The organism is Chromobacterium sp. INPA-IVC, assembly GCF_059047085.1.
Genome location: NZ_JBTNLS010000004.1, coordinates 247335 through 273026, shown reverse-complemented (window position 1 = coordinate 273026; position 25692 = coordinate 247335). Strand labels below are relative to the sequence as shown.

27 protein-coding genes and 1 tRNA gene are annotated in these 25692 nt (G+C 63.9%); 22 read left to right on the top strand and 6 right to left on the bottom strand.

All coding sequences use genetic code 11. The annotated features are described in order from the left end of the window. Positions 1–87 precede the first annotated feature (87 nt). The 5 genes from ACX17K_RS09000 (at position 88) to arcC (ending at position 5626) form a co-directional block, all read left to right on the top strand. The gene (locus ACX17K_RS09000) at positions 88–219 is read left to right on the top strand and encodes a DUF3149 domain-containing protein (protein WP_021478740.1); all 132 of its coding nucleotides are present in this window, start codon (positions 88–90) and stop codon (positions 217–219) included. Between the two features lie 452 nt (positions 220–671). Then, on the top strand, positions 672–2123 hold the full coding sequence (gene arcD / locus ACX17K_RS08995; RefSeq protein ID WP_493774518.1) for an arginine-ornithine antiporter: 1452 nt from the start codon (positions 672–674) through the stop codon (positions 2121–2123). A gap of 71 nt (positions 2124–2194) precedes the next feature. After that, positions 2195–3427, top strand: coding sequence for an arginine deiminase (locus ACX17K_RS08990; protein WP_021478742.1), 1233 nt, complete (start codon positions 2195–2197; stop codon positions 3425–3427). Between the two features lie 135 nt (positions 3428–3562). After that, positions 3563–4573 (top strand): ornithine carbamoyltransferase, encoded by a 1011-nt coding sequence (locus ACX17K_RS08985; protein WP_231151011.1) that lies wholly within the window; start codon positions 3563–3565, stop codon positions 4571–4573. 108 nt (positions 4574–4681) lie between these two features. Further along, a complete protein-coding gene (gene arcC / locus ACX17K_RS08980; RefSeq protein ID WP_493774517.1) occupies positions 4682–5626 on the top strand; it encodes a carbamate kinase in 945 nt (314 codons plus the stop codon). Positions 5627–5698: 72 nt separating this feature from the next. Here the strand turns inward: arcC and ACX17K_RS08975 are convergent, their stop codons facing one another. Both ACX17K_RS08975 and ACX17K_RS08970 read right to left on the bottom strand, forming a co-directional pair. After that, a complete protein-coding gene (locus tag ACX17K_RS08975; protein ID WP_493774516.1) occupies positions 5699–5854 on the bottom strand; it encodes a hypothetical protein in 156 nt (51 codons plus the stop codon). 75 nt (positions 5855–5929) lie between these two features. Next, positions 5930–6991: a patatin-like phospholipase family protein gene (locus tag ACX17K_RS08970; RefSeq protein ID WP_493774515.1), complete on the bottom strand. Its 1062-nt coding sequence runs from the start codon at positions 6989–6991 to the stop codon at positions 5930–5932. Between the two features lie 283 nt (positions 6992–7274). Here ACX17K_RS08970 and ACX17K_RS08965 point away from each other — a divergent pair, with 283 nt between their 5' ends. The 4 genes from ACX17K_RS08965 to ACX17K_RS08950 are packed head-to-tail and all read left to right on the top strand — an operon-like array spanning position 7275 to position 9812. Further along, positions 7275–7616: a PadR family transcriptional regulator gene (locus tag ACX17K_RS08965; RefSeq protein ID WP_493774514.1), complete on the top strand. Its 342-nt coding sequence runs from the start codon at positions 7275–7277 to the stop codon at positions 7614–7616. Continuing rightward, positions 7613–8719 (top strand): DUF1700 domain-containing protein, encoded by a 1107-nt coding sequence (locus ACX17K_RS08960; RefSeq protein WP_493774513.1) that lies wholly within the window; start codon positions 7613–7615, stop codon positions 8717–8719. Before ACX17K_RS08965 ends, ACX17K_RS08960 begins: the two co-directional genes overlap by 4 nt. Before the next feature lie 29 nt (positions 8720–8748). Next, a complete protein-coding gene (locus tag ACX17K_RS08955; RefSeq protein WP_021478749.1) occupies positions 8749–9027 on the top strand; it encodes a DUF1700 domain-containing protein in 279 nt (92 codons plus the stop codon). A gap of 23 nt (positions 9028–9050) precedes the next feature. Continuing rightward, complete coding sequence (locus ACX17K_RS08950; protein ID WP_493774512.1) at positions 9051–9812, top strand: hypothetical protein; 762 nt, start codon at positions 9051–9053, stop codon at positions 9810–9812. A 123-nt stretch (positions 9813–9935) separates the two neighbouring features. Here the strand turns inward: ACX17K_RS08950 and ACX17K_RS08945 are convergent, their stop codons facing one another. Together ACX17K_RS08945 and ACX17K_RS08940 are read right to left on the bottom strand one after the other, a co-directional pair. Further along, positions 9936–10493 (bottom strand): adenine phosphoribosyltransferase, encoded by a 558-nt coding sequence (locus ACX17K_RS08945; protein ID WP_021478751.1) that lies wholly within the window; start codon positions 10491–10493, stop codon positions 9936–9938. A 106-nt stretch (positions 10494–10599) separates the two neighbouring features. Then, positions 10600–11898, bottom strand: coding sequence for an NCS2 family permease (locus ACX17K_RS08940; protein WP_021478752.1), 1299 nt, complete (start codon positions 11896–11898; stop codon positions 10600–10602). A gap of 163 nt (positions 11899–12061) precedes the next feature. Between ACX17K_RS08940 and gmk the strand changes: the two genes are divergently transcribed. From gmk to ACX17K_RS08880, 12 genes are all read left to right on the top strand, one after another. Continuing rightward, on the top strand, positions 12062–12694 hold the full coding sequence (gmk, locus tag ACX17K_RS08935; protein ID WP_493774511.1) for a guanylate kinase: 633 nt from the start codon (positions 12062–12064) through the stop codon (positions 12692–12694). An 81-nt stretch (positions 12695–12775) separates the two neighbouring features. Continuing rightward, the gene (rpoZ, locus tag ACX17K_RS08930) at positions 12776–12982 is read left to right on the top strand and encodes a DNA-directed RNA polymerase subunit omega (RefSeq protein ID WP_021478754.1); all 207 of its coding nucleotides are present in this window, start codon (positions 12776–12778) and stop codon (positions 12980–12982) included. A 23-nt stretch (positions 12983–13005) separates the two neighbouring features. Then, positions 13006–15162: a RelA/SpoT family protein gene (locus tag ACX17K_RS08925; protein ID WP_046155548.1), complete on the top strand. Its 2157-nt coding sequence runs from the start codon at positions 13006–13008 to the stop codon at positions 15160–15162. A 5-nt stretch (positions 15163–15167) separates the two neighbouring features. Next, entirely contained in the window at positions 15168–15368 is a 201-nt protein-coding gene (thiS, locus tag ACX17K_RS08920; protein WP_493774510.1) for a sulfur carrier protein ThiS, read from the top strand. Between the two features lie 42 nt (positions 15369–15410). After that, complete coding sequence (locus ACX17K_RS08915) at positions 15411–16211, top strand: thiazole synthase (RefSeq protein WP_046155547.1); 801 nt, start codon at positions 15411–15413, stop codon at positions 16209–16211. Positions 16212–16374: 163 nt separating this feature from the next. After that, complete coding sequence (gene rpsU, locus ACX17K_RS08910; RefSeq protein WP_021478758.1) at positions 16375–16587, top strand: 30S ribosomal protein S21; 213 nt, start codon at positions 16375–16377, stop codon at positions 16585–16587. A gap of 110 nt (positions 16588–16697) precedes the next feature. Further along, positions 16698–17144: a GatB/YqeY domain-containing protein gene (locus ACX17K_RS08905; protein WP_231162178.1), complete on the top strand. Its 447-nt coding sequence runs from the start codon at positions 16698–16700 to the stop codon at positions 17142–17144. A 17-nt stretch (positions 17145–17161) separates the two neighbouring features. Next, on the top strand, positions 17162–18961 hold the full coding sequence (dnaG, locus tag ACX17K_RS08900) for a DNA primase (RefSeq protein ID WP_493774509.1): 1800 nt from the start codon (positions 17162–17164) through the stop codon (positions 18959–18961). A gap of 77 nt (positions 18962–19038) precedes the next feature. Beyond that, complete coding sequence (rpoD, locus tag ACX17K_RS08895; RefSeq protein ID WP_493774508.1) at positions 19039–20967, top strand: RNA polymerase sigma factor RpoD; 1929 nt, start codon at positions 19039–19041, stop codon at positions 20965–20967. Positions 20968–21059: 92 nt separating this feature from the next. Beyond that, positions 21060–21138, top strand: a tRNA-Ile gene (locus tag ACX17K_RS08890). A gap of 182 nt (positions 21139–21320) precedes the next feature. Beyond that, entirely contained in the window at positions 21321–22094 is a 774-nt protein-coding gene (locus ACX17K_RS08885) for a DUF1223 domain-containing protein (RefSeq protein WP_493774507.1), read from the top strand. 100 nt (positions 22095–22194) lie between these two features. After that, complete coding sequence (locus ACX17K_RS08880) at positions 22195–22464, top strand: hypothetical protein (protein WP_493774506.1); 270 nt, start codon at positions 22195–22197, stop codon at positions 22462–22464. A 43-nt stretch (positions 22465–22507) separates the two neighbouring features. Here ACX17K_RS08880 and mltA read toward each other — a convergent pair whose 3' ends face one another. Continuing rightward, positions 22508–23767 carry a murein transglycosylase A gene (mltA, locus tag ACX17K_RS08875; RefSeq protein ID WP_493774505.1) on the bottom strand — a complete coding sequence of 420 codons (1260 nt, stop codon included), beginning with the start codon at positions 23765–23767 and terminating at the stop codon, positions 22508–22510. A 201-nt stretch (positions 23768–23968) separates the two neighbouring features. Between mltA and ACX17K_RS08870 the strand changes: the two genes are divergently transcribed. Further along, positions 23969–24283 carry a BON domain-containing protein gene (locus tag ACX17K_RS08870; protein WP_231151048.1) on the top strand — a complete coding sequence of 105 codons (315 nt, stop codon included), beginning with the start codon at positions 23969–23971 and terminating at the stop codon, positions 24281–24283. A gap of 75 nt (positions 24284–24358) precedes the next feature. Here the strand turns inward: ACX17K_RS08870 and lysA are convergent, their stop codons facing one another. After that, positions 24359–25588: a diaminopimelate decarboxylase gene (lysA, locus tag ACX17K_RS08865; protein WP_493774504.1), complete on the bottom strand. Its 1230-nt coding sequence runs from the start codon at positions 25586–25588 to the stop codon at positions 24359–24361. Positions 25589–25692 lie beyond the last annotated feature (104 nt).

Genomic DNA, 25692 nt, shown 5'->3' with positions numbered 1-25692 from the left:
TTTGACTTGGGTCAATTCCATGGTTTACCTAGTGGTTATTATGTCGCTGGCAAGTCAATTGAAACCGCGTGCGGGTAGGAGGGAACCATGGAGTTGCTGACCCTATTGTTGGCCGACGATGTCGGCCGTTTGAGCCTGTTGACTATCGTGGTCGCCACCGTGGTGGCTTTCGGGGCTTTGTGGGTGATTTTCCGGAACATGAACAAGCCGGGCAAGTAAGGATCACTCCCGTTGTTTTCAGTATTTCCTCTTGATGTGTGTGTTGGCGGATACGGTGGTGGGCCGTATCCGTTTTTTTTGCCCGCCGCGCCTGGTTTTTGTTCTTCATCAGACTATTTCCGCTTCGGGCTTTCTCTTCCGCCTCTCCTTTCTATGCTTAAGAGCCGTTGGCAAACCTGGCGGAAGATCCGGGCTGTACAGGATTGGTAGTCGGCTTGCGGCGCTGAGCGCCCATTTTCGCCGCCCCGGGTTCCGCTGCCCATGACGCCTTAATGCAAGCCTTGGTCGCATTCCCCGGAAGTCGCCGGATTGATGGCTGGGCCTGCTTGATGCAAATCAACCTAACAACCGACACCGCTGGAAAGCCTTGTTTTTCGGGGTATACCATAATTTCAGATGATAAGAATTTAATAATGTAATGCTCGGTTTACATACCAGATCGGAGAACGAAAATGTCCACTGAAACTGCAACTCAAGCCGGCTTGGCCGAGGGCGCGTCGCCCAGGCTGAAGCTTGGCGCGCTGACGGCGCTGGTCGTCGGCTCCATGATAGGCGGCGGCATCTTTTCGCTGCCGCAGAACATGGCGGCCGGCGCGGGCGCCGGCGCCATCCTGATCGGCTGGGCCATCACCTTCGTCGGCATGCTGGCGCTAGCCTTCGTGTTCCAGATGCTGGCCTCGCGCAAGCCGGAAGTGTCCGGCGGCGTGTATGGCTACGCCAAAGCCGGTTTCGGCGACTACATGGGCTTCAATTCGGCCTGGGGTTACTGGATCTCGGCCTGGATCGGCAACGTCTCCTATTTTGTGGTGATGTTCTCGGCGCTGGGCTTCTGGGTGCCGGCCTTCGGCGACGGCAACACGCCCATCGCCATCGCCTGCGCGTCGGTGGTGTTGTGGGGCCTGCACTTCCTGGTGCTGCGCGGGGTGCACGGCGCGACTTTCATCAACACCATCACCACCATCGCCAAGCTGGTGCCGCTGGCTCTGTTCATTCTATTGATCGTGTTCGCCTTCAAGGTCGATACCTTCAACCTGGACTTCTGGGGCAGCGCCAAGCTCGGTTCCATCGTCGACCAGGTGAAGAGCACCATGCTGGTGACGGTGTGGGTATTCATCGGCATCGAGGGCGCGTCGATGTTCTCCGGCCGCGCCGAGAGCATGAAGGATGTGGGCAAGGCCACTGTGATCGGCTTCCTGCTGACCATTGCGCTCTTGGTCGCCGTATCGGTGCTGTCGCTGGGCGTGATGACCCAGGCTGAACTGGCCGCGCTGAAGAATCCGTCCACCGCCTACGTGCTGCAGAAAGCCTTCGGCACCTTCGGCGCCAACTTGATGAACGCGGGCCTGGTGATCTCCGTCGGCGGCGCGCTCCTGGCCTGGACCTTGCTGGCCGCCGAAGCGCCTTACCTCGCCGGCAAGGACGGCGTGATGCCCAAGGTGTTCGGCACCGTCAACGGCAACGACACCCCGGCCGCCTCGCTGTGGCTGACCAACGGCCTGATCCAGCTGTTCCTGCTGATCACGCTGAAGAGCTCGGCCGGCTACCTGGCGCTGCTGTCGCTGGCCACCTCGATGATTCTGATTCCCTATCTGCTGTGCGCCGGCTACTCCTTGCTGGTGGCCAAGCGCGGCGAGGGCTACGCCCAGGGCGAAAGCACTGCCAAGGAATTTTGGACCGCCGCGCTGGCCACATTGTATGGCGCCTGGCTGATCTACGCCGCGGGTCCCAAGTATCTGTTCCTGTCCATGGTGCTGTACGCACCGGGCCTGCTGTTCTACCTGTGGGCCAAGAAAGAGCAAGGCCGGAAGCCGTTCAACCTGATCGAAGCCGTGCTGGCCGCCATCGTGGTGGTGCTGGCCCTGATCGCGGTCTACATGCTGGCGACCGGTCAGATCGGCCTGTAAGCGAAAGATTTTGAAACCAGTGGGGGCGGATGCCCGCCCCCGAAGTCAGACAAGACTCAAGGAGTAGCGTTATGACCAAGTTTGGTGTTCATTCTGAATGCGGCAAGTTGCGCACCGTGATGGTGTGCCGTCCCGGCCTCGCCCACAAGCGCCTGACCCCCGACAATTGCCATGACCTGCTGTTCGACGACGTGATCTGGGTGGAGCGCGCGCAGAAGGACCACGCTTACATGGTCGAGCAGATGCGCGCCCGCGGCATCGAAGTGATCGAGGTGCACGACGCGCTGGCCAAGGTGCTGGATGACAAGGCCGCCCGCAACTGGATCCTGGACCGCAAGGTCAAGGCCGACAACGTAGGCATCGGCATGCTGTCCGACCTACGCAGCTGGCTGAACGAAATGCCGTCGTCGCAGCTGGCCGACCATCTGGTGGGCGGCATCGCCAAGTTCGAGCTGCCGTTCGACCCGAAAGGCCTGTTCGGCGGCTATCTGGACCGTTCCGACTTCGTGCTGCCCCCGGTGCCGAACAGCCTGTTCCAGCGCGACCCGTCTTGCTGGATCTACGAAGGCGTGACGCTGAACCCGATGTACTGGCCGGCCCGCCGTCAGGAAACGCTGATCCTGCAATCGATTTACCAGTTCCACCCGTACTTCGCCGGCAAGGTCAATATCTGGTGGGGCGGCTGCGACACCGATCACGGCCCGGCCACGCTGGAAGGCGGCGACGTGATGCCGATCGGCAACGGCGTGGTGTTGATCGGCATGGGCGAGCGCACCAGCCCGCAGGCGGTGGTGCAGGTGGCCAAGCGCGTGCTGCACCGAGAGGGCGGCGCCCGTCGCGTGATCGCTTGCCAGATGCCCAAGTCCCGCGCGGCGATGCACCTGGACACCGTGTTCAGCTTCCTCGACATCGACCTGCTGTCGGTCTTCCCGGACGTGGTGGATGAAATCACCTGCACCAGCATGTACGCCGGCGACCGCGAAGGCGAGGTCGTCTTCGAACGCCATGAGGGCGTGAAGCTGGTGGACGTGGTGCGCGAGGCGCTGAACCTGAAGGAAATCCGCGTGATCCAGACCGGGGGCGACGCCTATCAGCGCGAACGCGAGCAATGGGACGACGGCAACAACGTGGTGGCGCTGGACCGCCGCGTGGTGGTGGCCTACGACCGCAACACCTACACCAACCGCCTGATGCGCGAGCACGGCGTGGAAGTGATCGAGATCCCGGCCTCCGAACTGGGCCGCGGCCGCGGCGGCGGCCACTGCATGACCTGCCCGATCATCCGCGACGAAGTGAAGGTGTAAGGCTGTTTGACCCGGCCGGCGAGTCCGGCCGGGGGCTGAAAATACTCATCTAGTTTGTTTGCAAAAAGACAGGTTGACCGCTGCCTCCACGGGGACGGCGGCCCGCTTGCCCAGACTCTAATCAGGAGCAACATCATGGCTTTCAATCTGCGCAACCGTAACTTCCTCCGCATGCTGGACTTCACCCCGCGCGAAATCCGCTACATGCTCGACCTGGCCCGCGACCTGAAGCGCGCCAAGTATTCCGGCACCGAACAGCAGCACCTGAAGGGCAAGAACATCGCCCTGATCTTTGAAAAGACTTCCACCCGCACCCGCTGCGCCTTCGAAGTGGCCTGCTACGACCAGGGCGCCAACGTCACCTACCTCGGGCCGTCCGGCTCGCAGATCGGCATCAAGGAATCGATGAAGGACACCGCCCGCGTGCTGGGCCGCATGTACGACGCGATCGAGTACCGCGGCTTTGACCAGCACATGGTGGAAACCGAGCTGGCCAAGTTCGCCGGCGTGCCGGTGTACAACGGCCTGACCGACGAATGGCACCCGACCCAGATGCTGGCCGACGTGCTGACCATGTGGGAAAACAGCGACAAGCCGATCTCGCAGATCAGCTACACCTACCTGGGCGACGCCCGCAACAATATGGGCAACTCGCTGCTGGTGATCGGCGCCAAGCTGGGCATGGACGTCCGCATCGGCGCGCCCAAGCACCTGTGGCCGACCGACGAGCTGGTGGCCGAGTGCCGCGAGATCGCCGTCAAGACCGGCGCCCGCATCACGCTGACTGAAGACGCCAAGGCCGCGGTCAAGGGCACCGACTTCATCCACACCGACGTATGGGTGTCGATGGGCGAGCCGGCCGAAGTGTGGGCCGAACGCATCAAGCTGCTGAAGCCGTTCCAGGTCAACAGCTCGCTGATGGCCGCCGCGGAAAACCCGCAGGTGAAGTTCATGCACTGCCTGCCGGCCTACCACAACAGCGAAACCAAGGTGGGCAAGGAAATCGCCGCGCAGTATCCGGAATTGGCCAACGGCATCGAAGTGACCGAGGACGTGTTCGAGTCTGAAGCCTGCATCGCCTTCGAACAGGCCGAAAACCGCATGCACACCATCAAGGCCATCCTGGTGGCCACGCTGGGCGACTAAGCCCGGGCTTGGGCCGGCGCAGTCCGGCCCGATCACACATCAACCGGCCAAGGCCTCCTGACCGGGAGCTTTGGCCGGCGTCGTTAGAAGAATGAGGAAGGAAGAATTATGCGAGTCGTCGTAGCTTTGGGCGGCAATGCCCTGCAGCGTCGTGGCGAGGCCATGACCGCCGACAACCAGCGCGCCAACGTCAAGGTGGCCGCCGAACAACTGGCCGCCGTGACCCGGCTGGGTCACAACCTGGTGATGTGCCACGGCAACGGCCCGCAAGTGGGCCTGTTGGGTCTGCAGAACGATGCCTACGCCCGCCACGTGGACGAGAAAGTCACCCCGTATCCGCTGGACGTGCTGGGCGCGCAGACCGAGGGCATGATCGGCTACATGGTGGAGCAGGAGCTGGGCAATGTGCTGCCGTTCGAGGTGCCGATCGCCACCATCCTGACCCAGACCGAAGTGGACGCCAACGATCCGGCCTTCCAGAACCCGACCAAATTCGTCGGCCCGGTTTACTCCAAGGAAGAGGCCGAGAAGCTGGCCGCCGACAAGGGCTGGGCGGTGAAAGCCGACGGCCAGTACTACCGCCGGGTGGTGCCGAGTCCGAAACCGAAGCGCATTTTCGAAATGCGTCCGATCAAGTGGCTGATCGAGAAGGGCGCGGTGGTGATCGCGGCCGGCGGCGGCGGCATTCCCACCATGTATCAGGGCGACAAGCTGGTGGGCGTGGAGGCGGTGATCGACAAGGATCTGGCGTCCGCGCTGCTGGCGCGCGAGATCGACGCCGATTACTTCGTGATCGCCACCGACGTGAAGAGCGTGTTCGTCGGCTGGGGCACGCCGGAGGCCAAGGCCATCCGCCAGGCGCACCCGGACGAGATGGACAAGCTGGGCTTCGCTGCCGGCTCCATGGGGCCGAAAGTGGAGGCCGCTTGCGAGTTCGCCCGCCTGACCGGCAAGAAAGCGGTGATCGGCGCGCTGGAAGACATCGAGAAGATCGTCAAAGGCGAGGCAGGCACCGTGATTTCCACCGAGAGGCAAGGCATCGAGTGGTACTGAGCGGATAGCGATTCCGCGCCAAGCGAGAGGGCTGCCGACGGCAGCCCTTTTTCATGCCGGCGGCAGGCCGGCTTATTCCGACTTCAACTGGCGGATCAGATCCTCCAGCTCGGCCGGGTCGGGCGGCAGGCCGTCGCGGTCCGTCGCGGAATCAGCGCCCGGCGCTTTGACATTGCCCTGCGCGGCGGCGTCGGCGATCTGGTCGTTCACTGCTGTGGGAAGCGCCATGGCCGGTCTCCTTGGTTCAAGTGGGGGGAGGAAGTCCAGATTAGCCGTCTGTCCGGCGGACTGGAATCGTTGCAACTACGCAGTCATTTGCAAGGCCTCCGCCAGGCCCAGTTCGCGCGCGTGGCGCCGCGCCAGGTCCTGGCCGGCGCGGTAGCCGGCATCGTACAGCCGCGACAGGTTGGAGTAAGACCAGTCCAGCTCCTCGCTGAATCCTTCCCGGCGGATGTGGGCGTCGAAATTGATCTTCAGCACCTCGGTGCGCGGCCGGCCCTGCTCGTCGCGGTTGTGCAGCGCTTCGAACAGGCGCAGGTCGTCGCGGGCGATTTCCGTCAGCGGCGCGATGATGGATTGCACCCAGGCGTCGTACAGGTTGCGCGGCGGATGCAGCAGCTTGCTGCTGCCCAGCACGTCGAACACGATGGTGTAGTCGATGTGGGGATGCAGCTCGAACAGCCGCTTGAAGTTCAGCGTGTCTATCGCCGCGCCCTCGATGTAATAGTCGTCGCCCAGCTTGTACGGCGGATAGATGAAGGGAAAGGACAGCGCCGCGAGGAAATGCTCGTGGGTGACTTCGCTCTTGTCCCAGCAGCGCATTTCCCCCCGGCTGACGTTGTAGGCGTTCAGGTAGAACTCGCCGGTCAGCGACTGCAGCTTGGAGAAATCCACCACCTGATCGATGAAGGGCACGTGCGCGCACAGGCCCTGGCTATCCGAGGTGAGGCCGCTGGGGCACAGCGCGGCCAGCGCGAGCGAGGTCCAGTCGGCGAACAGCCGGTGGGCCGGGCTGCTGTCGGCCTGCCGCTGTATCGCCTGCAGAAATGGATTGTTCGACAGCAGCGAGCGCCAGGCGTCGGCCAGCGGGCCGGGCTTGTTGAATACCTTGTAGTTGACCGGGAACAGGCTGTAGATCCGGTCGGACACGCCCATGTCGGCCAGCCGGGACAGCGCCGCCAGGGCGTCGCCCTGGCGCGGCGCTGCGTACAGCAGGCCGACGATGGCGCCGGCGCCGGAGGCGGAGATGATGTCGAATTTGACGCCGGCTTCGGTCAGCGCGACCAGGGCGCCGGCCATCAGCGTGGCGTTGGGCGCGCCGCCGCCCAGCACCAGCGCGATCGAGGGACGTTTGAATTGTGCCATCGCATGCTTCTCCATCGTGGATTGCCATAGGGAAATGCCGCTGGAAAATACAAATGCATGGCTGAAGTATGGCCGGAAAACTGTGGTTTGCAACGCAGCATGCTGTTGCGCCGCTGTGGCGGAAAAGACGCATTCCGGATGTCATGGCGCAGAACAATGAAAGATACCTTGCGATACAAGGTATCTTGCCATACAGTTCACTCAGACATCCGGGTGCAGCAGTTTACCGATGTTCCTTGTAATGCAAGGTATCGTGTATTGCCAGTCGGTGAGGAAGGCAACAATGAAGACGCAATTGAAAAAAGGCACGCTGGACATGTGCGTGCTGGCGGTGCTGTCCCAGGCCGACAGCTATGCCTACGAGCTGGTCAGCAAGCTGTCGCAGGGCATGGACATCAGCGAAGGCACCATCTACCCCTTGATGCGCCGGCTGCAGAACGAATCGTGGGTGAGCACCTATCTGGTGGAATCGTCGTCGGGTCCATCGCGCAAGTACTACAAGCTGACCGAAGCGGGCAGGCGAGAGCTGGAGACGATGAGACAGGAATGGCAGGAGTTTGTGGCCGAAGTGGAAAACGTGCTGCGGGGCGGCCCGGCGGCAGCGACAGAGGGAGCGCAACAATGACACGCAAGGAATTCCTGAGGCAGCTGGAGCAAGCGCTGTCCGGCCTGAAGCCGGAGGCGGTGCGCGAAATCCTCGCCGATTACGACGAGTATTTCAGCGACGCGCAAGCCGATGGCCGCGACGAGGCCGAGGTGGTGGAGGCGCTGGGCAGCCCGCAGAAGCTGGCGCGGGAGCTGAAGGCGCAAACCCATTACCGGCAATGGCAGGAGCACCGCTCCTTCGCCAACCTGACGCGGGTGGTGGCGTCGATCGCGGGGCTGGGCGTGCTGAATTTCATCCTGGCCATCCCCTTGCTGGTCTATCTGCTGTTTTTGACCGTCGGCTACATCGCGTCGGCCGGCTTCCTGCTGTCGGGATTGGCGGTGGTGCTGGCCTGGGGCAGCCACAGCCTGTTCGGCTGGCCGCAGTTCACCAGCGACGGCTCCGGCTGGTATATCGGCCGCTATGGCGACAGCGGCGCCGAAATGGCCTGGCGCAGCGAGATGGACGACCACTCCGGGCAGGTCTGGATCGACAAGGGCCTGCTGATGCTGGAGCCGGACGACGGCGACCGTTTCGAACTCAAGACCAGCCAGGGCGCGCTGCTGCTGGTGTCCAAGTCTGGCGGCAAGCTGGCGGTCGATGCCAGCCAGCCGGCGGTGCGGGAGCTGGCCCGGATCGATGACGGCCAGGTCAGCATCGACGGCGGCGCGATCCGCGAATTGAAACTGCGCGAGGACAGCGGGGACGTATTCACCGCCCGGGTCGACGACGGCAAGCGTCTGGAGACGCTGGATGTGTCCGTCGGCGGGACCGTGCTGAAACTGGTGGCTAGCGGGCCGAACGGCAGCATCTCGCTGAAGGATGGCGACAGCACGCTGGAGATTTCCGAGCGCAGCATCGAATTGAAGGACGGGATGGACCACATCCAGATCGACGCGTTGCCTGGCTTGTCGGTAGGCATGAGCGCGCTGGTGGTGGGGCTGATGCTGCTGCTGGGCGGTTCGCTGGGGCTGGTGTTCTGCGTGTGGCTGACCCGGCTGACCTGGCGCGCGCTGGTGGCTTACGTGAAGTATCAGATTGAACTGGTGTCCGGCAAGGGCGGCGAAAACGCCGCGGCCTGAACCTTAAACTTGCGATGGGAGTATGGATCATGAAGAACGATGCCTGCCTGCAACAGTTGCAACTGACCCTGGTCGAATTGCCGGAAGCCGAATTGCGCAAGATCCTCCGCGATTATCGCGGCTATATCCGCGGCGCGGTGGCCGACCGCGCCAGCGAAAGCCGCTTGCTGGCCGTGCTGGCCGATACCCGCCAGCTGGCCGCGGGCCTGTCCCGCCGATCCGGCCGGGAGAGGCTGGCCATCCATGGCCTGGCGCTGGCCGCCGCGCTGGCGGCCACGCTGGCCGGCTACTGGCTGTTCCTGAATTGAAACGCTTGCTGAGGAAAACCGAGATGAACATCGTCAAGATTGGCTGCGGGCTGTTGCTGCTGGGTAGCGCGGCCGCGCGGGCGGAGGACGCCGCCGGCATCGACAGGCTGAATTTCAACGGCGACGCGCTGAAGCTGGAGCTGAGCGCCGACGCCGCCAGGCCCTACAAGCTGGATGTGGAGAAGCGCAATTGGTCGGACGCCGACTGCAAGCTGACGGTGACCCGGATGGGCGGGGATCTGACCTTCCAGGTCAAGCTGAACAAGCCGGTCGGCGACCGTTGCAAGCTGACGGTCCGCGGCAACGTCAAGCCCGGCAAGCAGGTGGGCGTGGATATGCGGGCGTTCGACGGCGACCTGAACGGACGATTCTCCTCGGTGCAGATGCGCGGACAGGCGTTGAAAGTGGATCTGAAGGGCGCTTACGGCGCGGTGGCGCTGAGTGGCGACGCGGTCAAGGCCGAGGTGGATGCCAGCGTCGATGACCTGAAGGCCAAGGGCCAGGCGGTGAATCTGGAGTTCGACGGTACGACCCGCGGCGTGGCGCTGGAAGGGCAGGCGGTGAAGGCCGACCTCAAGCTGCGCGGCGCGCAGCCGGCGGCCGGCGTCGACGTCAAAGGCCAGATGGTGAATCTGGATTTCCATGCCGACCGGCAGGCCAAGCTGGATTATCAGGTCAGCGGGCAGGCCAGCAAGGTCAGCGGCGACTGGGCCAACACGCCCGGCGCGCCGCTGAAGCTGAGAGTGGGCGGTTCGGCGGTGAAGGTGTCGCTGGAACACAACTGATTACGGTATGACTCCGTGTCCCTTTGCCCGGCAAGCCCGCCGGGCTTTTTTCGTTGCGCCATGAAAAACGGAGCCGTCGGCTCCGTTTTCAACATGCGCGGTCGCGAATCGCGCTGGCCGCGCTCAATGGCCTTCGTAGCTGCAGACGGTGAACAGGTCCAGGCCGCCGTCGCGCACCAGCTGGCCGCCGCCCAGTTCCGGCAGCTCGATGATGGCTGCGGCTTCCAGCACGTCGGCGCCCATGCGCTTGAGCAGCTTGTAGCCGGCCATCATGGTGCCGCCGGTGGCGACCAGATCGTCGATCAGGATCACGCGGTCGCCCGGCTTGCAGGCGTCGGTGTGCATTTCCACCGCGGCGTTGCCGTATTCCAGCTCGTATTCTTCTTCCACCGTGGTGAACGGCAGCTTGCCCTTCTTGCGGATCGGCACGAAGCCGACATTCAGCTCATAGGCCAGCACCGAGCCGATGATGAAGCCGCGCGCGTCCAGGCCCGCCACCAGATCCACCTTTTCCATCATGTAGCGATGGACGTAGATGTCGATCAGCATGCGGAAGGTTTTCGGGTTCTGCAGCAGCGGGGTGATGTCGCGGAACATCACGCCCTGTTGCGGCCAGTTGGGCACGGTGCGGATCCAGCCCTTCAGGTAGCTGGAGTAGTCGAGGTTGCTGAGGTTTTCCATGGGCCTATTGTACTTCGAAATCAAGAGACTGTGCCGACTGGCGTCGGTCAGAAAAAAACGGCCCGCCGCGAGCGGCAGGCCGTCGGATGAGCCGATTATTGTGCGTTCAGTGGAAGAAAGCCAGCTTGAAGATCCACAGCGCGGCGATGATCACCACCGCCGGGCGCAGGTCGGAGAAGCGGCCGGCCAGGATCTTGATCACCGCGTAGCTGATGAAGCCGAAGGCGATGCCGTCGGCGATCGAGAAGGTAAACGGCATCGCCAGCGCGGTCATCACCGCCGGGGCGGACTCGGTCAGGTCGTTCCATTCGATTTCGGCCAGGCCCCGCGCCATCAGCACGGCGACGTAGCACAGCGCCGGCGCGGTGGCGTAGGCCGGCACGGTGGCGGCCAGCGGCGACAGCCACAGCGCGGCCAGGAACAGCAGCGCCACCACCACGGCGGTCAGACCGGTGCGGCCGCCGACGGCGGTGCCGGCCGCGGATTCGATGTAGGCGGTGGTGGACGAGGTGCCCATCGCGGCGCCGGCGGTGATGGCGATGGAGTCGGCCATCAGCGCGCGCTTCAGGCGCGGCAGCTTGCCGTCCTTGTCCAAAAGGCCAGCGCGGTGCGACACGCCGACCAGGGTGCCGGTGGTGTCGAACAAGTCGACGAAGAAGAACACGAAGATCACGCCGATCAGGCCGGCATGCAGCGCGCCCTGGATGTCCATCGCCATGAAGGTGGGCGCCATGCTCGGCACCGGGGCGACGATGCCCTTGAACGGCGACAGGCCGAGCGCGATCGACAGCACCGTCACCACCAGGATGCCGATGATGATGGAGCCGGGCACCTTGCGGTATTCCAGCGCCACGATCAGGAAGAAGCCGAAAATGGCCAGCAGCGCGGTGGGCTTGTGGATGTCGCCCAGCGTCAGATAGGTTTCCGGGTGCGGCGCGATCACGCCGGCGTTCTTCAGCGCGATGATGGCGAGGAACATGCCGACGCCGGCCGAGATGGCGAACTTCAGCGACTGCGGAATCGCGTTGACGATGGCTTCGCGCACCTTGAACAGGCTGACCGCCAGGAACACGATGCCGGAGATGAACACCGCGCCCAGCGCGGTTTCCCACGACAGGCCCATGCCCTTGACCACGCTGAAGGTGAAGTAGGCGTTCAGGCCCATGCCGGGCGCCAGCGCGATCGGGTAGTTGGCCACCAGGCCCATGATGGCGGTGCCCAGCGCGGCGGCGAGGCAGGTGGCGACGAAGACCGCGTTCAGGTCCATGCCGGTGGACGACAGGATCAGCGGGTTGACCAGGATGATGTAGGCCATGGTCAGGAAGGTGGTGAAGCCGGCTATCACCTCGGTTTTGACCGTGGTGCCGTGCTCCTTGAGCTTGAAAAAGCTTTCCAGCAGTTGCATGAAGAATGACTCCGGGCGGATCGCGCGAGTTCGGAAAACGCGGCATTATCGGCCTCCAGGCGCTCAAACACCTAAATCTTGACGTGAAAATATGTCATTGCTTAACAATGGCAGCCCCGCTGTGATATCCTGAAAAATTACTCTTCGGCAAACGTTTGTATTTATGAGCCAGCTTATCGGGAACATTTACATCGTGGTCGCCCCGTCCGGCGCCGGCAAGACTTCGCTGGTGGCCGCCTTGCTGCAGGCCGAGCCCAGCGTCGAGCTGTCGGTGTCCTACAGCACCCGCGCGGCGCGCAAGGGCGAGGTCGACGGCAAGCATTATCACTTCGTCGACCGCTCGGTGTTCGACGCCATGGTGGAGCGCGGCGACTTCCTCGAGCACGCCGAGGTGTATGGCAACTGCTACGGCACCAGCGCGCCGTGGATACGCAGCCGTCTGGAAGCTGACCAGGACATCCTGCTGGAAATCGACTGGCAGGGCGCCGAACAGGTGCGCGCAGTGTTCCCCGACGCCATCGGCATCTTCATCGCCCCGCCGTCTATCGAAGAGCTGGAGCGCCGCCTGCGCGGCCGCGACACCGACACCGAAGAGGTGATTTTGCGCCGGCTGGCCTCGGCCCGCGCCGAGATCGACAAGATCGACGAATACGACTACATCGTGGTCAACGACGATTTCGAGCGCGCCAAGCTGGACCTGATCAGCATCGTCCGCGCGCAGCGCCTGAAGAGCGGCCCGCAGCGCCGCCGCCTGGCCGACATGTTCCGCCGCATGGGCAGCGCCGGCGCGAAATGAAAATAGTTCCGTCCCGCTGTGCCGGACGGGACGAAAATCGATATAGTGAACCCTGTAACCGTCATTTAGCTGAGAGAGATCATGGCCCGTATTACCGTTGACGACTGCCTGGACCGCATCCAGAACCGTTTTGACCTGACCCTGGCCGCCGCCTACCGCGCCCGCCAAGTGGCTTCCGGCGCCAGCTCCTTCGTGGAGCCGGGCCGCCACAAGCCGACCGTGATCGCCCTGCGTGAAATCGCCGCCGGCCACGTCGGCAAAGAACTCCTGAACCGCGGCAAGGCCTGATTGACGCAGCGCGGAGCGTGAAGATGGGCACCGGCATTGAGACAGGCATCGACTACAACGCCCTGATCGACTCCGAAGCGGCGGCGTTCCTGGAGAGCGCCGCGCGCTATCTCAAGCCGGAAGACGTCGAGATGCTCAGGCTGGCCTTCCAGGTCAGCCGCGAGGCGCACGAGGGTCAGACCCGCAAGAGCGGCGAGCCCTACATCACCCATCCGCTGGCGGTGGCCACCATGCTCACCGACTGGCGGCTGGACGTGCAGGGCCTGGCCGCCGCGTTGCTTCACGACGTGCTGGAAGACACCGGCGTCACCAAGCCGACGCTGATCGAGAAGTTCGGCAAGATCGTCGCCGATCTGGTGGACGGCCTATCCAAGCTGGAGAGGCTGGAATACCAGACCAAGGAAGACGCCCAGGCCGAAAGCTTCCGCAAGATGGTGCTGGCGATGGCGCGCGACATCCGCGTCATCATCGTCAAGCTGGCCGACCGGCTGCACAATATGCGCACGCTGGATTCGATGCGCGAGGACAAGCGCCGCCGCATCGCGCTGGAAACGCTGGAAATCTACGCGCCGATCGCCAACCGCATCGGTCTGAACAAGGTCTACCGCGAGCTGCAGGACCTGGCGTTCAAGCATCTGCACCCGCACCGCTACAGCGTATTGTCCAAGGCGGTGCGCGCCGCGCGCGGCAACCGCCGCGAAGTGGTCAACAAGATCCTGCTGGCCGTCAGCCAGCGGTTGGTGCAGAGCAATATCGAGGCCACCATCAAGGGCCGCGAGAAGAACCTCTACAGCATCTACAAGAAGATGCAGGAGAAGCACCTGTCCTTCTCCGAGGTGCTGGACATCTACGGCTTCCGCGTCGTCGTCAACGACATCCCGGCCTGCTATCTGGCGCTGGGCGCGCTGCACAGCCTGTACAAGCCGATTCCCGGCAAATTCAAGGATTACATCGCCATTCCCAAGGGCAATGGCTACCAGAGCCTGCATACCACGCTGTTCGGCCCCTACGGCACGCCGGTGGAGATGCAGATCCGCACCCGCGAGATGCACAACGTGGCCGAGGCCGGCGTGGCCTCGCACTGGATGTACAAGAGCGGCGAGGGCGTCAATACCGCGCAGCAGCGCACCCACCAGTGGCTGCAGAAGCTCTTGGACATGCAGGAGGAGAGCGACGACGCCGTCGAATTCCTCGAGCACATCAAGATCGACCTGTTCCCGGACGAAGTCTACGTGTTCACGCCCAAGGGCAAGATCATGGTGCTGCCGCAGGGCTCCACCCCGGTGGACTTCGCCTACGCGGTGCACACCGACGTCGGCCACCGCTGCATCGCCGCGCGCGTCAACCACGCGCTGGTGCCGCTGCGCTCCGCCTTGCGCAACGGCGACACCGTCGAGATCATCACCTCCACCCAGGCCAAGCCCAATCCGTCGTGGCTGGCCTTCGTGCAGAGCGGCCGCGCCCGCTCCGGCATCCGCAACTATCTGAAGAGCCTGCAGCGCGAGGAGGCGGTGGCGCTGGGCGAGAAGCTGCTCAGGCAGGCGGTGGGCGCGCTGGCGTCGACGCCGCTGGCGGTCAGCGACGAGCTGCGCGCCGAGTATCTCGCCGCCTACGGCGAAAAGATGCATGGTTTCGACGACGCGCTGGCCGAGATCGGCGCCGGCAAGCTGCTGCCCATCGTGGTGGCGCGCCGGATGCTGGAGCTGGCCGGCGAGCGGCTGGGCGAGGGCGTGCGCGTCGGTCCGATCACCATTCGTGGCAACGAGGCGGGCATGGTGCAGTTGTCCAGCTGCTGCAACCCGCTGCCCGGCGACGACATCCTGGGGGTGATCACCAAGGGCCAGGGCCTGGTGATACACCGGGTCAGCTGTCCGAACGCGCGCCGCGCCGATCCGGACAAGCTGCTGGAGGTCAACTGGGAGGCGCAGCGCGACCGGATGTTCGGCGTCACCGTCGGCGTGTTGTCGCGCAACGAGCGCGGCGCGCTGGCCGACATCGCCACAGCGATCTCGCAGGCCTCGGCCAATATCGAGAGCGCCGACACCCAGGACAGCAGCCGCGACGGCGACAGCCTGTTCAATATCCACTTCCGCCTGCAGGTGGAGGGCGTGGAGCACCTGGAGCGCGTGCTCGCGGCCGTCCGCCAGCTGGCGGTGGTGCAGCGCGTGGAGAGAAAGTGAGCCAAATGAATCTACGCATCAACGGCGAAGACAGAAGCTTCGCCGGCATCGCCACGTTCGCGGAGCTGGTCGCCGCGCTGGATCTGGGCGGCAAGCGCATCGCGATCGAGCGCAACGGCGAGATCGTGCCCCGCGGCAGCTTCGCCGAGGCGAGGCTGGCCGACGGCGACGAACTGGAAATCGTGGTGGCGGTCGGCGGCGGCTGAGTCCGCTCTCCTGCCGTTCTGACGTCAATGGAAGAAAAGGGAATGCAGGTGGACGATAAACTGGTGATAGCCGGCCGAGAGTACGGCTCTCGCTTGCTGGTGGGGACCGGCAAATACAAGGATTTCGAGCAGACCGCGGCGGCGCTGGACGCTTCCGGCACCGAAATCGTCACCGCGGCGATACGGCGCGTGAACCTGGGTCAGAACGCTAACGAGCCGAATTTGCTGGACTTTTTGCCGCAAAACCGGTATAACCTTCTGCCCAACACGGCGGGATGCTATTCCGCCGAAGACGCCGTGCGCACCTTGCGGCTGGCGCGGGAGCTTCTGGACGACCATCGTTTCGTGAAGCTGGAAGTGCTGGGGGACCCGAATAATCTGTACCCCAATGTGAAGGAAACCCTCAAGGCCGCCGAGGTGCTGGTGGCGGAGGGATTCGATGTCTTGGTTTATACCTCGGACGACCCCATCGTCGCGCGCGAGCTGGAGCAGATCGGCTGCTGCGCGATCATGCCGCTGGCCAGCCTGATCGGCTCCGGCATGGGGATACTGAATCCGTGGAACCTGCAATTGATCATCGAGCAGTCCAATGTTCCCGTGATCGTGGATGCCGGCGTCGGCACCGCGTCCGACGCGGCGATCGCGATGGAATTGGGCTGCGACGGCGTGCTGATGAATACCGCGATTGCCGCTGCGCGCAATCCTGTTCAAATGGCGCACGCCATGAAATTGGCCGTGGAAGCTGGCCGCGCCGCCTATCTGGCCGGCCGGATGCCGAAACGTTTTTATAGTGCAGTGCCAAGTTCTCCTAGTGAGGGGGTGATTTCTTCCGTCAAGTCGTGATGTTCATGGCCCAGGCTGGCCGCGCCAAACCGCGCAAAACACCACAAGATGACCTGACGTTGTCGTTTCAGACTTTTACAAATGCAGTAACATTGCTAAAATGCTGTTTTTACAGGCGGCGGCTTTAGCCACGCCCTAAAGAAATCTAAGGACCCTTAAGTAAATGCCGACTATTCGCGTTAAAGAGAACGAACCGTTCGAAGTTGCCCTGCGTCGTTTCAAGCGCTCCGTGGAAAAAACTGGCCTGCTGACCGAACTGCGCGCCCGCGAGTTCTACGAGAAGCCGACCACCGAACGCAAGCGCAAGCACGCTGCCGCGGTTAAGCGCCACTACAAGCGCATCCGCAGCCAAATGCTGCCGCCGAAACTCTACTAAGAGTTTTCCGGCATCAAGCAGGACCGCAGGCCATGCCTGCGGTTTTGCCATTTGTACTCCCGAATTTCCCCCGCTGCCCGCGCAGCGCCTGATTTCCAAGTGAGCACGACATGAGCCTCAGAGTTCGCATCACCGACGACATGAAGTCCGCCATGAAAGCCAAGGAAGCCGACAAGCTGGGCGCGATCCGCCTGCTGTTGGCCGCCGTCAAGCAAAAAGAGGTGGACGAGCGCATCGAACTGGACGACGCCGGCGTCATCGCCGTCGTGGACAAGATGATCAAGCAGCGTCGTGACTCGATCTCCCAGTACCTGGCCGCCCAGCGCCAGGATCTGGTCGACAAGGAACAGGCCGAGATGGACGTGCTGATGGGCTATATGCCGCAGCAGCTGTCCCAGGCCGAGATCGAGGCGCTGATCGCCAAGGCGGTGGCCGATACCGGCGCCGCCGGCATGCAGGACATGGGCAAGGTGATGGGCGCGCTGCGTCCGCAATTGGCCGGCCGCGCCGACATGGCGCAGGTGTCCGCGCTGATCAAGGCCCAGCTGAGCGCCTGACGCCCGGGTAGCAGGATTTGATTCCGCAGGATTTCATCGACCAGCTGCTGTCCCGCGTCGACATCGTCGACGTGGTGGACCGCTACGTTCCGCTGAAGCGGGGCGGGCAGAACTATATGGCCTGCTGCCCCTTTCACAAGGAAAAGTCGCCCTCATTTACGGTAAGCCCCAGCAAGCAGTTCTATCACTGCTTCGGCTGCGGCGCGCACGGCTCGGCCATCGGCTTCGTGATGGAGTACCAGGGCATCGGCTTCATCGACGCGGTCAAGATGCTGGCCGAGGGCATCGGCATGCAGGTGCCGAACGAGCGCAACGTCAATCCGGAAGCCAGCCGCAAGGCGCGCGAGAAGCAGGTGTCGCTGGAGCAGCTGATGCAGCAGGCCAGCGATTTCTACCGCCGCGAGCTGAAGGGCGCGGCCAACGCCGTCGCCTACTGCAAGGGGCGGGGGCTGTCAGGCGAAGTCGCCGCCCGTTTCGGCCTGGGCTACTCGCCGGACGGCTGGCAGAACCTGGAAGCCGCGGTCGACAACTACCAGGACGACAAGCTGGTGGAAGCCGGCCTGGTGATCGTGGCCGAGGACAGCGGACGCCGCTACGACCGCTTCCGCGACCGGCTGATGTTTCCGATCCGCAACCAGCGCGGCGCCATCGTCGGCTTCGGCGGGCGGGTGCTGGGCAAGGGCGAGCCGAAGTATCTGAACTCGCCCGAGACGCCGCTGTTCGAAAAGGGCCGCGAGCTGTACGGCCTGTACGAGGGTCGCCAGGCGATACGGGAGAAAAACCGGGTTCTGGTGGTCGAAGGCTATATGGATGTGGTGGCGCTGGCGCAGTACGGCGTCGGGTACGCGGTGGCCACGCTGGGCACCGCCACCACCGGCGAGCATGTGCGCAAGCTGCTCAAGCACGCCGAGCAGGTGTATTTCTGCTTCGACGGCGACGCCGCCGGGCAGAAAGCCGCCTGGCGCGCGCTGGAGAACAGCTTGCCGCAGCTGGTGGACGGCAAGGCGCTGAACTTCCTGTTCCTGCCGACCGAGCATGATCCGGACAGCTATGTGCGCGAATTCGGCGCCGATGCGTTTGAGCAGTTGTTGGTTCAGGAAAGCCTGCCGCTGTCGGTGTATTTCACCCGCGAGCTGTGCCGCGGCGTCAACCTCGGCACGCCGGAAGGCAAGGCGGACCTGATCCGCCAGGCGACGCCGCTGCTGGCCCAGATCGCCGCGCCGGCGCTGGGCTACATGATACGCAAGCGGCTGGCCGAAATGGCCGGCGTGGACGTCGACGAGCTGGACATGCTCACCGGCGGCGGCAAGCCGCCGCGGTCGGAGCGCGGCAGCCGCGGCGGCGGCAAGCGCGAGTACAGGCTGCCGGCGGAGTCGCAGCGGGTGGTCAACACCACCATGGTCAAGAAGCTGATCAAGTGGCTGTTGATGAATCCGCAGTGGGCGGGCGACGTCAAGCTGCCGGACAGCCTGGCGCTGTCGGACGAGCTGGGCTGCTTCGCGATGCTGGCCGAGCGGGTGCTGGAGCATGGCGACGCGCCTAACACCGCGCAATTGATCGAAGGACTGCGCGGCACGCCGTACGAGGGTTTGATCGACGGCGTGCTGCAGCAGGCGATGCAGGATCCGGACGAGTTCGCCGACCCGAGCGAAGACGACCGGCAGCTGTTCCAGGACGGCAACGCCAGGCTGATCAAAATGCTGCATGCGGAGCAACTGGAGCGGCTAAAACTGAAGGACCGGCACGAGGGACTGACTCCGGAGGAGAAGGTTCTGATGGGCCAGTTGTTGCGGGAAATGTTCTCGCCGTCGAACTAACGGGTTCGGCGGAAAAGTTCAAGTGGTTGTGTTATAATCAACTGTTTTTTTCGGCTTTTTTTCAAGCAGGAAGCGAAATGGCGGCCTCTCCCGAAAACCAGAAAGATGTGCAGGACAGCCAACAAGAGGTGATGAGCCTGGAAGAGCAGCGGAAACGCTTGCGCCAGCTGATCGCCCTGGGCAAAGAGCGTGGGTATCTGACCTACGCCGAAATCAACGACCACCTGCCGGAAGACGTATCCGACGCCGAGCAGATCGAAAACATCGTCACGATGATCGCCGGTCTGGGCATTCAGGTATGCGAGGAAGCGCCGGACGCCGAAACCTTGCTGATGTCCGACGCCACCCCTTCGGTGGCGGATGAAGACGCCGTGGAAGAGGCCGAGGCGGCCTTGTCCTCGGTGGACTCCGAATTCGGCCGCACCACCGATCCGGTGCGCATGTACATGCGCGAAATGGGTTCGGTCGAGTTGCTGACCCGCGAGGGCGAAATCGAAATCGCCAAGCGGATCGAAGACGGCCTCAAGTACATGATCCAGGCCATCTCCGCCTGCCCCGGCACCATCGCCGAGGTGCTGGAGTTGATGGAGCGCGTGTCGCGCGATGAAATCCGCGTCGACGAAGTCGTCGACGGTTTCATCGACCTCAACGCCCCGACCGAAGACGAAGCCCAATTCGCCGAAGCCGAGGACAGCGACGATCTGCTGGACGAGGAAGAGGAAGAGGAAGAGGACGAGGAAGGCGAGGTCGACGCCGACGCCGACGCCGCGGCCAATCTGGAAGAACTGAAGCAGCACGCGCTGGAGCACTTCGCCGGCGTGCGCATGCTGTTCGACAAAATGGTCAAGGCGCTGGGCTCCAAGGGTCCGCAGAGCAAGGAATACCAGGAGTTGCAGGACGCGATCACCACCGAGTTCATGCTGGTGCGCTTCGCAACCCGCCAGGTGGAAAGCCTCTGTGAGTCGCTGCGCGGCCGCGTCAACGAGATCCGCACTTACGAGCGCGACATCCAGGACATCTGCGTCAGCCGCGTGCGCATGGATCGCGCCCACTTCATCAAGGTGTTCCCCGGCAACGAGATCAACACCGACTGGGTGGAAAGCGAAATCGATTCCGGCAAGGCCTGGAGCGAGGCGCTGACCCGCTTCAAGCACGCGATCATCGAGAAGCAGACCCGTCTGTCCGATCTGCAGGACAAGGCGATGCTGTCGATCAAGGCGCTGAAGGAAATCAACCGCCAGATGTCGGCCGGCGAGTCCAAGGCGCGCCGCGCCAAGAAGGAAATGATCGAGGCCAACCTGCGTCTGGTGATTTCGATCGCCAAGAAGTACACCAACCGCGGTCTGCAATTCCTGGATCTGATCCAGGAAGGCAACATCGGCTTGATGAAGGCGGTGGACAAGTTCGAATACCGCCGCGGCTACAAGTTCTCGACCTATGCCACTTGGTGGATCCGCCAGGCGATCACCCGCTCCATCGCGGACCAGGCGCGCACCATCCGCATCCCGGTGCACATGATCGAGACCATCAACAAGATGAACCGCATCTCGCGTCAAATCCTGCAGGAAAGCGGCCGCGAGCCGGATCCGGCGGAACTGGCCGAGAAGATGGAGATGCCGGAAGAGAAGATTCGCAAGATCATGAAGATTTCCAAGGAGCCCATCTCCATGGAAACCCCGATCGGCGACGACGACGATTCCCATCTCGGCGACTTCATCGAGGACCAGAACAACCTGGCCCCGTCCGACGCGGCGATGTATTCCAGCCTGAAGGACGCGACCAAGGAAGTGCTGGACACGCTGACGCCGCGCGAGGCCAAGGTTCTGCGCATGCGTTTCGGCATCGACATGAACACCGACCACACGCTGGAAGAAGTGGGCAAGCAGTTCGACGTGACCCGCGAGCGGATCCGTCAGATCGAGGCGAAGGCGCTGCGCAAGCTGCGTCATCCGACCCGTTCCGAGCGTCTGCGCAGCTTCCTGGACAGCGAGCCGGGCGGCCAATAAGCGCACTGCTTGAAATGTCGGAAATCCCCAAGCTCCTTGAATAAAGGGCTTGGGGATTTTTATTTTCCCCTGCTATAATCGCCCACTCTTCAGGGCCTCTAGCTCATGCTTGGTTAGAGCAGCGGACTCATAATCCGTTGGTGCCGAGTTCGACTCTCGGGGGGCCCACCAGATACAAGGGGTTGCGCGTAAGCGCAACCCCTTTCCCTTTCCCTTTCCTGTTTGCCCGCCAATTTCTGCCCGGTCGCCGTTTTCTTGGATGAGCGCGCGCTCTGCCTGGTGGCGATCCATCCTTCCCATGCAAGAAACCCGAGGCGTTTGCGACTAATCTGCAAACGGCGGGGGAGAGAGCCATGGAATGCTGGAAAGCGATTTGCTGGGTTGGAATGCTGTTGATCTGCGCGCCGCCGGCGCAGGCTGCCGCGGCTTGCGTTTTGAGCGGCGCGCAGGATGCCGGTCGTCAGGCGTCCTTGCTGGAGCTGTACACCTCGGAGGGCTGCAGCAGCTGTCCGCCGGCCGAAAGCTGGCTGTCAGGCCTCGCCGCGGCCGGACTGGACGCGAAGCGGGTGGTGCCGCTGGCTTTCCATGTCGATTACTGGGATGGCCTGGGCTGGCGGGACCGTTTCGCCAGCCCCGATTATTCGCAGCGCCAACGCTGGCGCGCGGCTCTGGCCGGATCGCCACTGATTTATACCCCACAGATGCTGGTCAATGGGCGCGACTGGCGTTTCTCCGGCTACGACGGCCTGAGGGCTGGCCTTCCCGGCGGGCAGGCGGGAGCCGCGCTGCGGGTGAGGGGGCGGCAAGCGGGAGACGGCGTGGACATCGAGGCCGAAGCCGTGCTCGGGCCCGGCGAGCCGCCGCTGCGCCTGATGCTGGCGCTGTTCGAGGACGGACTGCAAAGTCGGGTGAGCGCGGGAGAGAACCAGGGCAGGCTGTTGCGGCACGATGCGGTGGCGCGGACCTTGGCCGGTCCCTTTCCGTTGAGCGGCGCCAAAACGACGCTGAAACGGCATCTGCGCTTCGCAGATGGCCAGAGGCCGGGCGTCAGCGGCGTGGTGGTCTGGCTGGAGGACGGGCAGGGGCGGGTGCGCCAGGCGCTGGCCGCGCATTGCGCAGGTGGCTGAACAGACAGGTGCGCTTTGCTCCGGGAATGCCGATCCTATGCGGGGTCCAGCCACGATATTCGCGGCATGGATTGTCGTTCCATCAGTCCGAGGAGCCTGCATGATGTCGCCAGCCGAAGCCCGCAGCATAGTGGAAGCCCTCGCCATTGGAGTGGATCCGCTCAGTGGCGAGCTGTTGTCGCAACACGCCGTTCTCCGGCAGCCGGAAGTGGTGCGCGCGCTGTTCCTGGCCAGCCGGGCGCTGGAGACCGCCTTGAGCCGCGATGAGGAGCGGGAAGGCGGAGAGGCCGCGCCCGCAGCGCTTGTTCGCTTCCTCCCGCCATCGCCGTGCGCCGCCGGCCGCGCGCGCTGGCGGCCTGAGCCGGCTTGAAAACCGAAACGGAGCCCTTGGGCTCCGTCTGCCGTGATGCGCGTTACAGCGCGGCGCCGGGAGACAAGCCCTTAGGCAGCAGCAGCCATAGGCTGCCTTGCTGTTTCATCCGGCCGGCGTACATGCCGGCCTCGGTGCCGTAGCCCCAGAACAGGTCGGCGCGCAGCGCGCCCTTGATCGCGCTGCCGGTATCCTGGGCATGCACCAGCCGGGTCAGCGGCTCGCTGGAGTGGGGCCAGGTGGTGGACAGATAGACCGGCGCGCCCAGCGGGATGTAGCGCGGGTCCACCGCGATGCTGTAGCCGCCGGTCAGCGGCACGCCCAGCGCGCCGATCGGCCCGCCGTTGTCGCCGGGCAATTGCTTGAAGAAGATGTAGCTCTGGTTGACCGCCAGCAACTCGTCGCGGCGCTGCGGGTTTTTCGCCAGCCAATCCTTGATTCCCTGCATCGACGCCTGCCCCAGCGTCATTTCGCCCTTGTCCACCAGCCATTTGCCTATCGACTGGTAGGGATAGCCGTTCTGGTCGGCGAAGCCGACGTGCAGGAAGCTGCCGTCGTCCAGCTGGATGCGGCCGGAGCCCTGGACCTGCAGGAAGAACAGCTCCACCGGGTCCTCTACCCAGGCGATCACCGGCGCGCTGCCGGCGATGCTGCCCTGGTTGATCTGGCCGCGGGTGAAGTAGGGCAGCAGGCGGGAGCCGGACAGTCTGCCCTTCATGCGGATGCCGCGCGGATCGGCGGGGAAGTCGGCCGGGTTGATTTCGATATTGCCGCCTGAGGCCAGCGCCAGCCGGCCGGGACCGGTCTGTTTGGCGCGCAGCACGCCGCGATTGCGCTGGCTCATCGGCACGTCGACGCTGACCATGTCGCGCGGCGCGCCGTAGATCGGCCACGGCGTGCGGTCGGAGCGGTTGAGGCTGCCGTTGAGCAGCGGCTCGTAGTAACCGGTGATCAGGCCGCTGTCGCGGCCGCCGTCGCGCAGCTTCCAGGCGGTGAAGCGGTTTTCGAAGAAGCGGCGCGCGGCGTCGGCGTCATTGTCCGCCAGCGCGCCTGCCTCGCGGCAGACGCCGCTCCAGGCTGGTTTCTTCTGCAGGGTCCGGCAACTTTGACGCAGGCCTTGGATCGTGTCGCCGACGGCCTGGTCGTTCCAGGCGGGAAGAGCGGCCGGGCTGGCGCTGTCGGCGCCGGAGGGGATGCCGGGAGCCGGGCGGTCGGGAACGACGGACGAGGTGGTGGTGCAGCCGGCCAGCGCCAGCAAGGCCAGCCATAGCGGCCAGCTTTTCTTGAACAGTGTCTGCTTCATGCTTGGGGCCGAATGGCCTTCCCGTGGTAGATGGTCTGGATTGTAACCTGATGGACGGCCCGGCGTGATGCCGGGCAGATGTGAAGTCATGGAGCTGAAACAAAACCGAAAAGTTTCATCGTTAACATGGACGGGTCCCATGGATATGGCCGGCGGCGCGGATGCCGAACGGCCATCGTCGCGAGAAATTTGGAGAAAACGATGAAACGAATCGCAAGCCGCACCCTGCTGTTGGCCGCTCTGGCCTGCTCCGGCGCTTTCGCCGCCCACGCCGTCTACGCCGAAGACGCGGCGGTCGCCGCGCCGACCGACGAGCAACTGGCCGCCAGCGTCAAGCAGGCGCTGGACGCCGAGCCGGCATTGAAGCCGCTGGACCTGAAGGTGTCGAGCAAGAAGGGCGAAGTGACGATCGAAGGTGTGATGACCGACGATCAGCAGATGTTCCAGGCCGGCCAGGCGGCCGAGAAGGTGCCGGGAGTCAAGTTCGTCATCAACAAGATGGAACAGAAGGGCTGATTCCGGCCTGGGTTTGACGGAATGTGCGAAAAAGCCGGACGACGTCCGGCTTTTTTGCGTTCTGCGTTGGGCTGCTCAGGCTTCCAGCGCCAGCAGCTCGGCCATGGTCTGGCGGCGGCGGATCAGCCGGACTTCGGCGCCGTCGACCAGCACCTCGGCCAGCAGCGGCCGACTGTTGTAGTTGGACGACATCGAGGCGCCGTAAGCGCCGGCATCGTGGAACACCATCAGGTCGCCGACCGATGCCGGCGGCAGCGGCCGGGTTTCCACGGTGCCGCCTTCCTGCTGGGTGAATACATCGCCGGATTCGCACAGCGGGCCGGCCACCACGGTGTCGACGGCTCCGGTTTTCTCATGGCCGTCGGCGTCCAGCAGCGTGATGTGGTGATAGCTGCCGTACAGCGACGGCCGCATCAGGTCGTTGAAGCCGGCATCCACCAGGGCGAAGCGGCGGCTGCCCATATTCTTCACCGCGCGCACTTCGGCGAGCAGCGCGCCGGATTCTGCCACCAGGAAGCGGCCGGGCTCGATTTCCAGCCGCACCGGATGGCCGAGGCGCTCGGCGATCCGCCGGCGGGCGGCGTCCCATAACTGGAAGTAATGCCCGGTGTCGATGCGCGGCTCGCCGTCGCGGTAGGGGATCGACAGGCCGCCGCCGGCGGAGATAGCCTCGATGTCGCAGTCCAGCTTCGCCACCAGATCCACCATCGCGCCGCACACTTGCTCCAGGTGGCCGTAGTCGACGCCGGAGCCGATGTGCATGTGAATGCCGATCAGCCGCAGCTTGAACTGGCGCACAGCCTGCAGCGCTTCGTCCAGATCGCCGTGCCAGATGCCATGCTTGCTGTTCTCGCCGCCAGTGTTGGTCTTCTGGCTGTGGCCGTGGCCGAAACCGGGATTGATGCGCAGCCACACCGGATGGCCGGGCGCGGCTTCGCCCAGCTGGCGCAGCATGTCGATGGAGCCGGCGTTGACCGGGATGTTCTCGGCCACCACCCTGGCCAGCGTCGGACGGTCCAGGACGTCGGCGGTGAACACGATGTCGGCGTCCTCGCCGCCGCCGCGGTAGCCGGCGGCCAGCGCGCGCTCGATCTCGCCCAGCGACACCGCGTCCACCTTCACGCCCTCGGCGCGCATCAGCCGCAGGATGTGGGTGTTGGAGTTGGCCTTCTGCGCATAGCGTATGGTGTCGAACGCCTTCAACTGAGCGATGCGCTGGCGGATGGAGCCGGCATCGTAGATCCATAGCGGGGTGCCGTATTGGCGGGCGATATCGGCGAGTCGGCGGTGGTCGAAGGCGTGCATGGCGGGCATTCCGGTTGAGATTTCATTCAATGATCCACCGGCTTGCTGCAAAAATAAAATAGCAATTTATTGGCAGGTCTTTCATTTATGATATGGATTGAATT

Coding starts and splice junctions, on each gene's coding strand:
- ACX17K_RS09000 (WP_021478740.1), top strand. CDS start 88: ATGGAGTTGCTGACCCTATTGTTGGCCGACGATGTCGGCCGTTTGAGC.
- arcD (WP_493774518.1), top strand. CDS start 672: ATGTCCACTGAAACTGCAACTCAAGCCGGCTTGGCCGAGGGCGCGTCG.
- ACX17K_RS08990 (WP_021478742.1), top strand. CDS start 2,195: ATGACCAAGTTTGGTGTTCATTCTGAATGCGGCAAGTTGCGCACCGTG.
- ACX17K_RS08985 (WP_231151011.1), top strand. CDS start 3,563: ATGGCTTTCAATCTGCGCAACCGTAACTTCCTCCGCATGCTGGACTTC.
- arcC (WP_493774517.1), top strand. CDS start 4,682: ATGCGAGTCGTCGTAGCTTTGGGCGGCAATGCCCTGCAGCGTCGTGGC.
- ACX17K_RS08975 (WP_493774516.1), bottom strand. CDS start 5,854: ATGGCGCTTCCCACAGCAGTGAACGACCAGATCGCCGACGCCGCCGCG.
- ACX17K_RS08970 (WP_493774515.1), bottom strand. CDS start 6,991: ATGGCACAATTCAAACGTCCCTCGATCGCGCTGGTGCTGGGCGGCGGC.
- ACX17K_RS08965 (WP_493774514.1), top strand. CDS start 7,275: ATGAAGACGCAATTGAAAAAAGGCACGCTGGACATGTGCGTGCTGGCG.
- ACX17K_RS08960 (WP_493774513.1), top strand. CDS start 7,613: ATGACACGCAAGGAATTCCTGAGGCAGCTGGAGCAAGCGCTGTCCGGC.
- ACX17K_RS08955 (WP_021478749.1), top strand. CDS start 8,749: ATGAAGAACGATGCCTGCCTGCAACAGTTGCAACTGACCCTGGTCGAA.
- ACX17K_RS08950 (WP_493774512.1), top strand. CDS start 9,051: ATGAACATCGTCAAGATTGGCTGCGGGCTGTTGCTGCTGGGTAGCGCG.
- ACX17K_RS08945 (WP_021478751.1), bottom strand. CDS start 10,493: ATGGAAAACCTCAGCAACCTCGACTACTCCAGCTACCTGAAGGGCTGG.
- ACX17K_RS08940 (WP_021478752.1), bottom strand. CDS start 11,898: ATGCAACTGCTGGAAAGCTTTTTCAAGCTCAAGGAGCACGGCACCACG.
- gmk (WP_493774511.1), top strand. CDS start 12,062: ATGAGCCAGCTTATCGGGAACATTTACATCGTGGTCGCCCCGTCCGGC.
- rpoZ (WP_021478754.1), top strand. CDS start 12,776: ATGGCCCGTATTACCGTTGACGACTGCCTGGACCGCATCCAGAACCGT.
- ACX17K_RS08925 (WP_046155548.1), top strand. CDS start 13,006: ATGGGCACCGGCATTGAGACAGGCATCGACTACAACGCCCTGATCGAC.
- thiS (WP_493774510.1), top strand. CDS start 15,168: ATGAATCTACGCATCAACGGCGAAGACAGAAGCTTCGCCGGCATCGCC.
- ACX17K_RS08915 (WP_046155547.1), top strand. CDS start 15,411: ATGCAGGTGGACGATAAACTGGTGATAGCCGGCCGAGAGTACGGCTCT.
- rpsU (WP_021478758.1), top strand. CDS start 16,375: ATGCCGACTATTCGCGTTAAAGAGAACGAACCGTTCGAAGTTGCCCTG.
- ACX17K_RS08905 (WP_231162178.1), top strand. CDS start 16,698: ATGAGCCTCAGAGTTCGCATCACCGACGACATGAAGTCCGCCATGAAA.
- rpoD (WP_493774508.1), top strand. CDS start 19,039: ATGGCGGCCTCTCCCGAAAACCAGAAAGATGTGCAGGACAGCCAACAA.
- ACX17K_RS08885 (WP_493774507.1), top strand. CDS start 21,321: ATGGAATGCTGGAAAGCGATTTGCTGGGTTGGAATGCTGTTGATCTGC.
- ACX17K_RS08880 (WP_493774506.1), top strand. CDS start 22,195: ATGATGTCGCCAGCCGAAGCCCGCAGCATAGTGGAAGCCCTCGCCATT.
- mltA (WP_493774505.1), bottom strand. CDS start 23,767: ATGAAGCAGACACTGTTCAAGAAAAGCTGGCCGCTATGGCTGGCCTTG.
- ACX17K_RS08870 (WP_231151048.1), top strand. CDS start 23,969: ATGAAACGAATCGCAAGCCGCACCCTGCTGTTGGCCGCTCTGGCCTGC.
- lysA (WP_493774504.1), bottom strand. CDS start 25,588: ATGCACGCCTTCGACCACCGCCGACTCGCCGATATCGCCCGCCAATAC.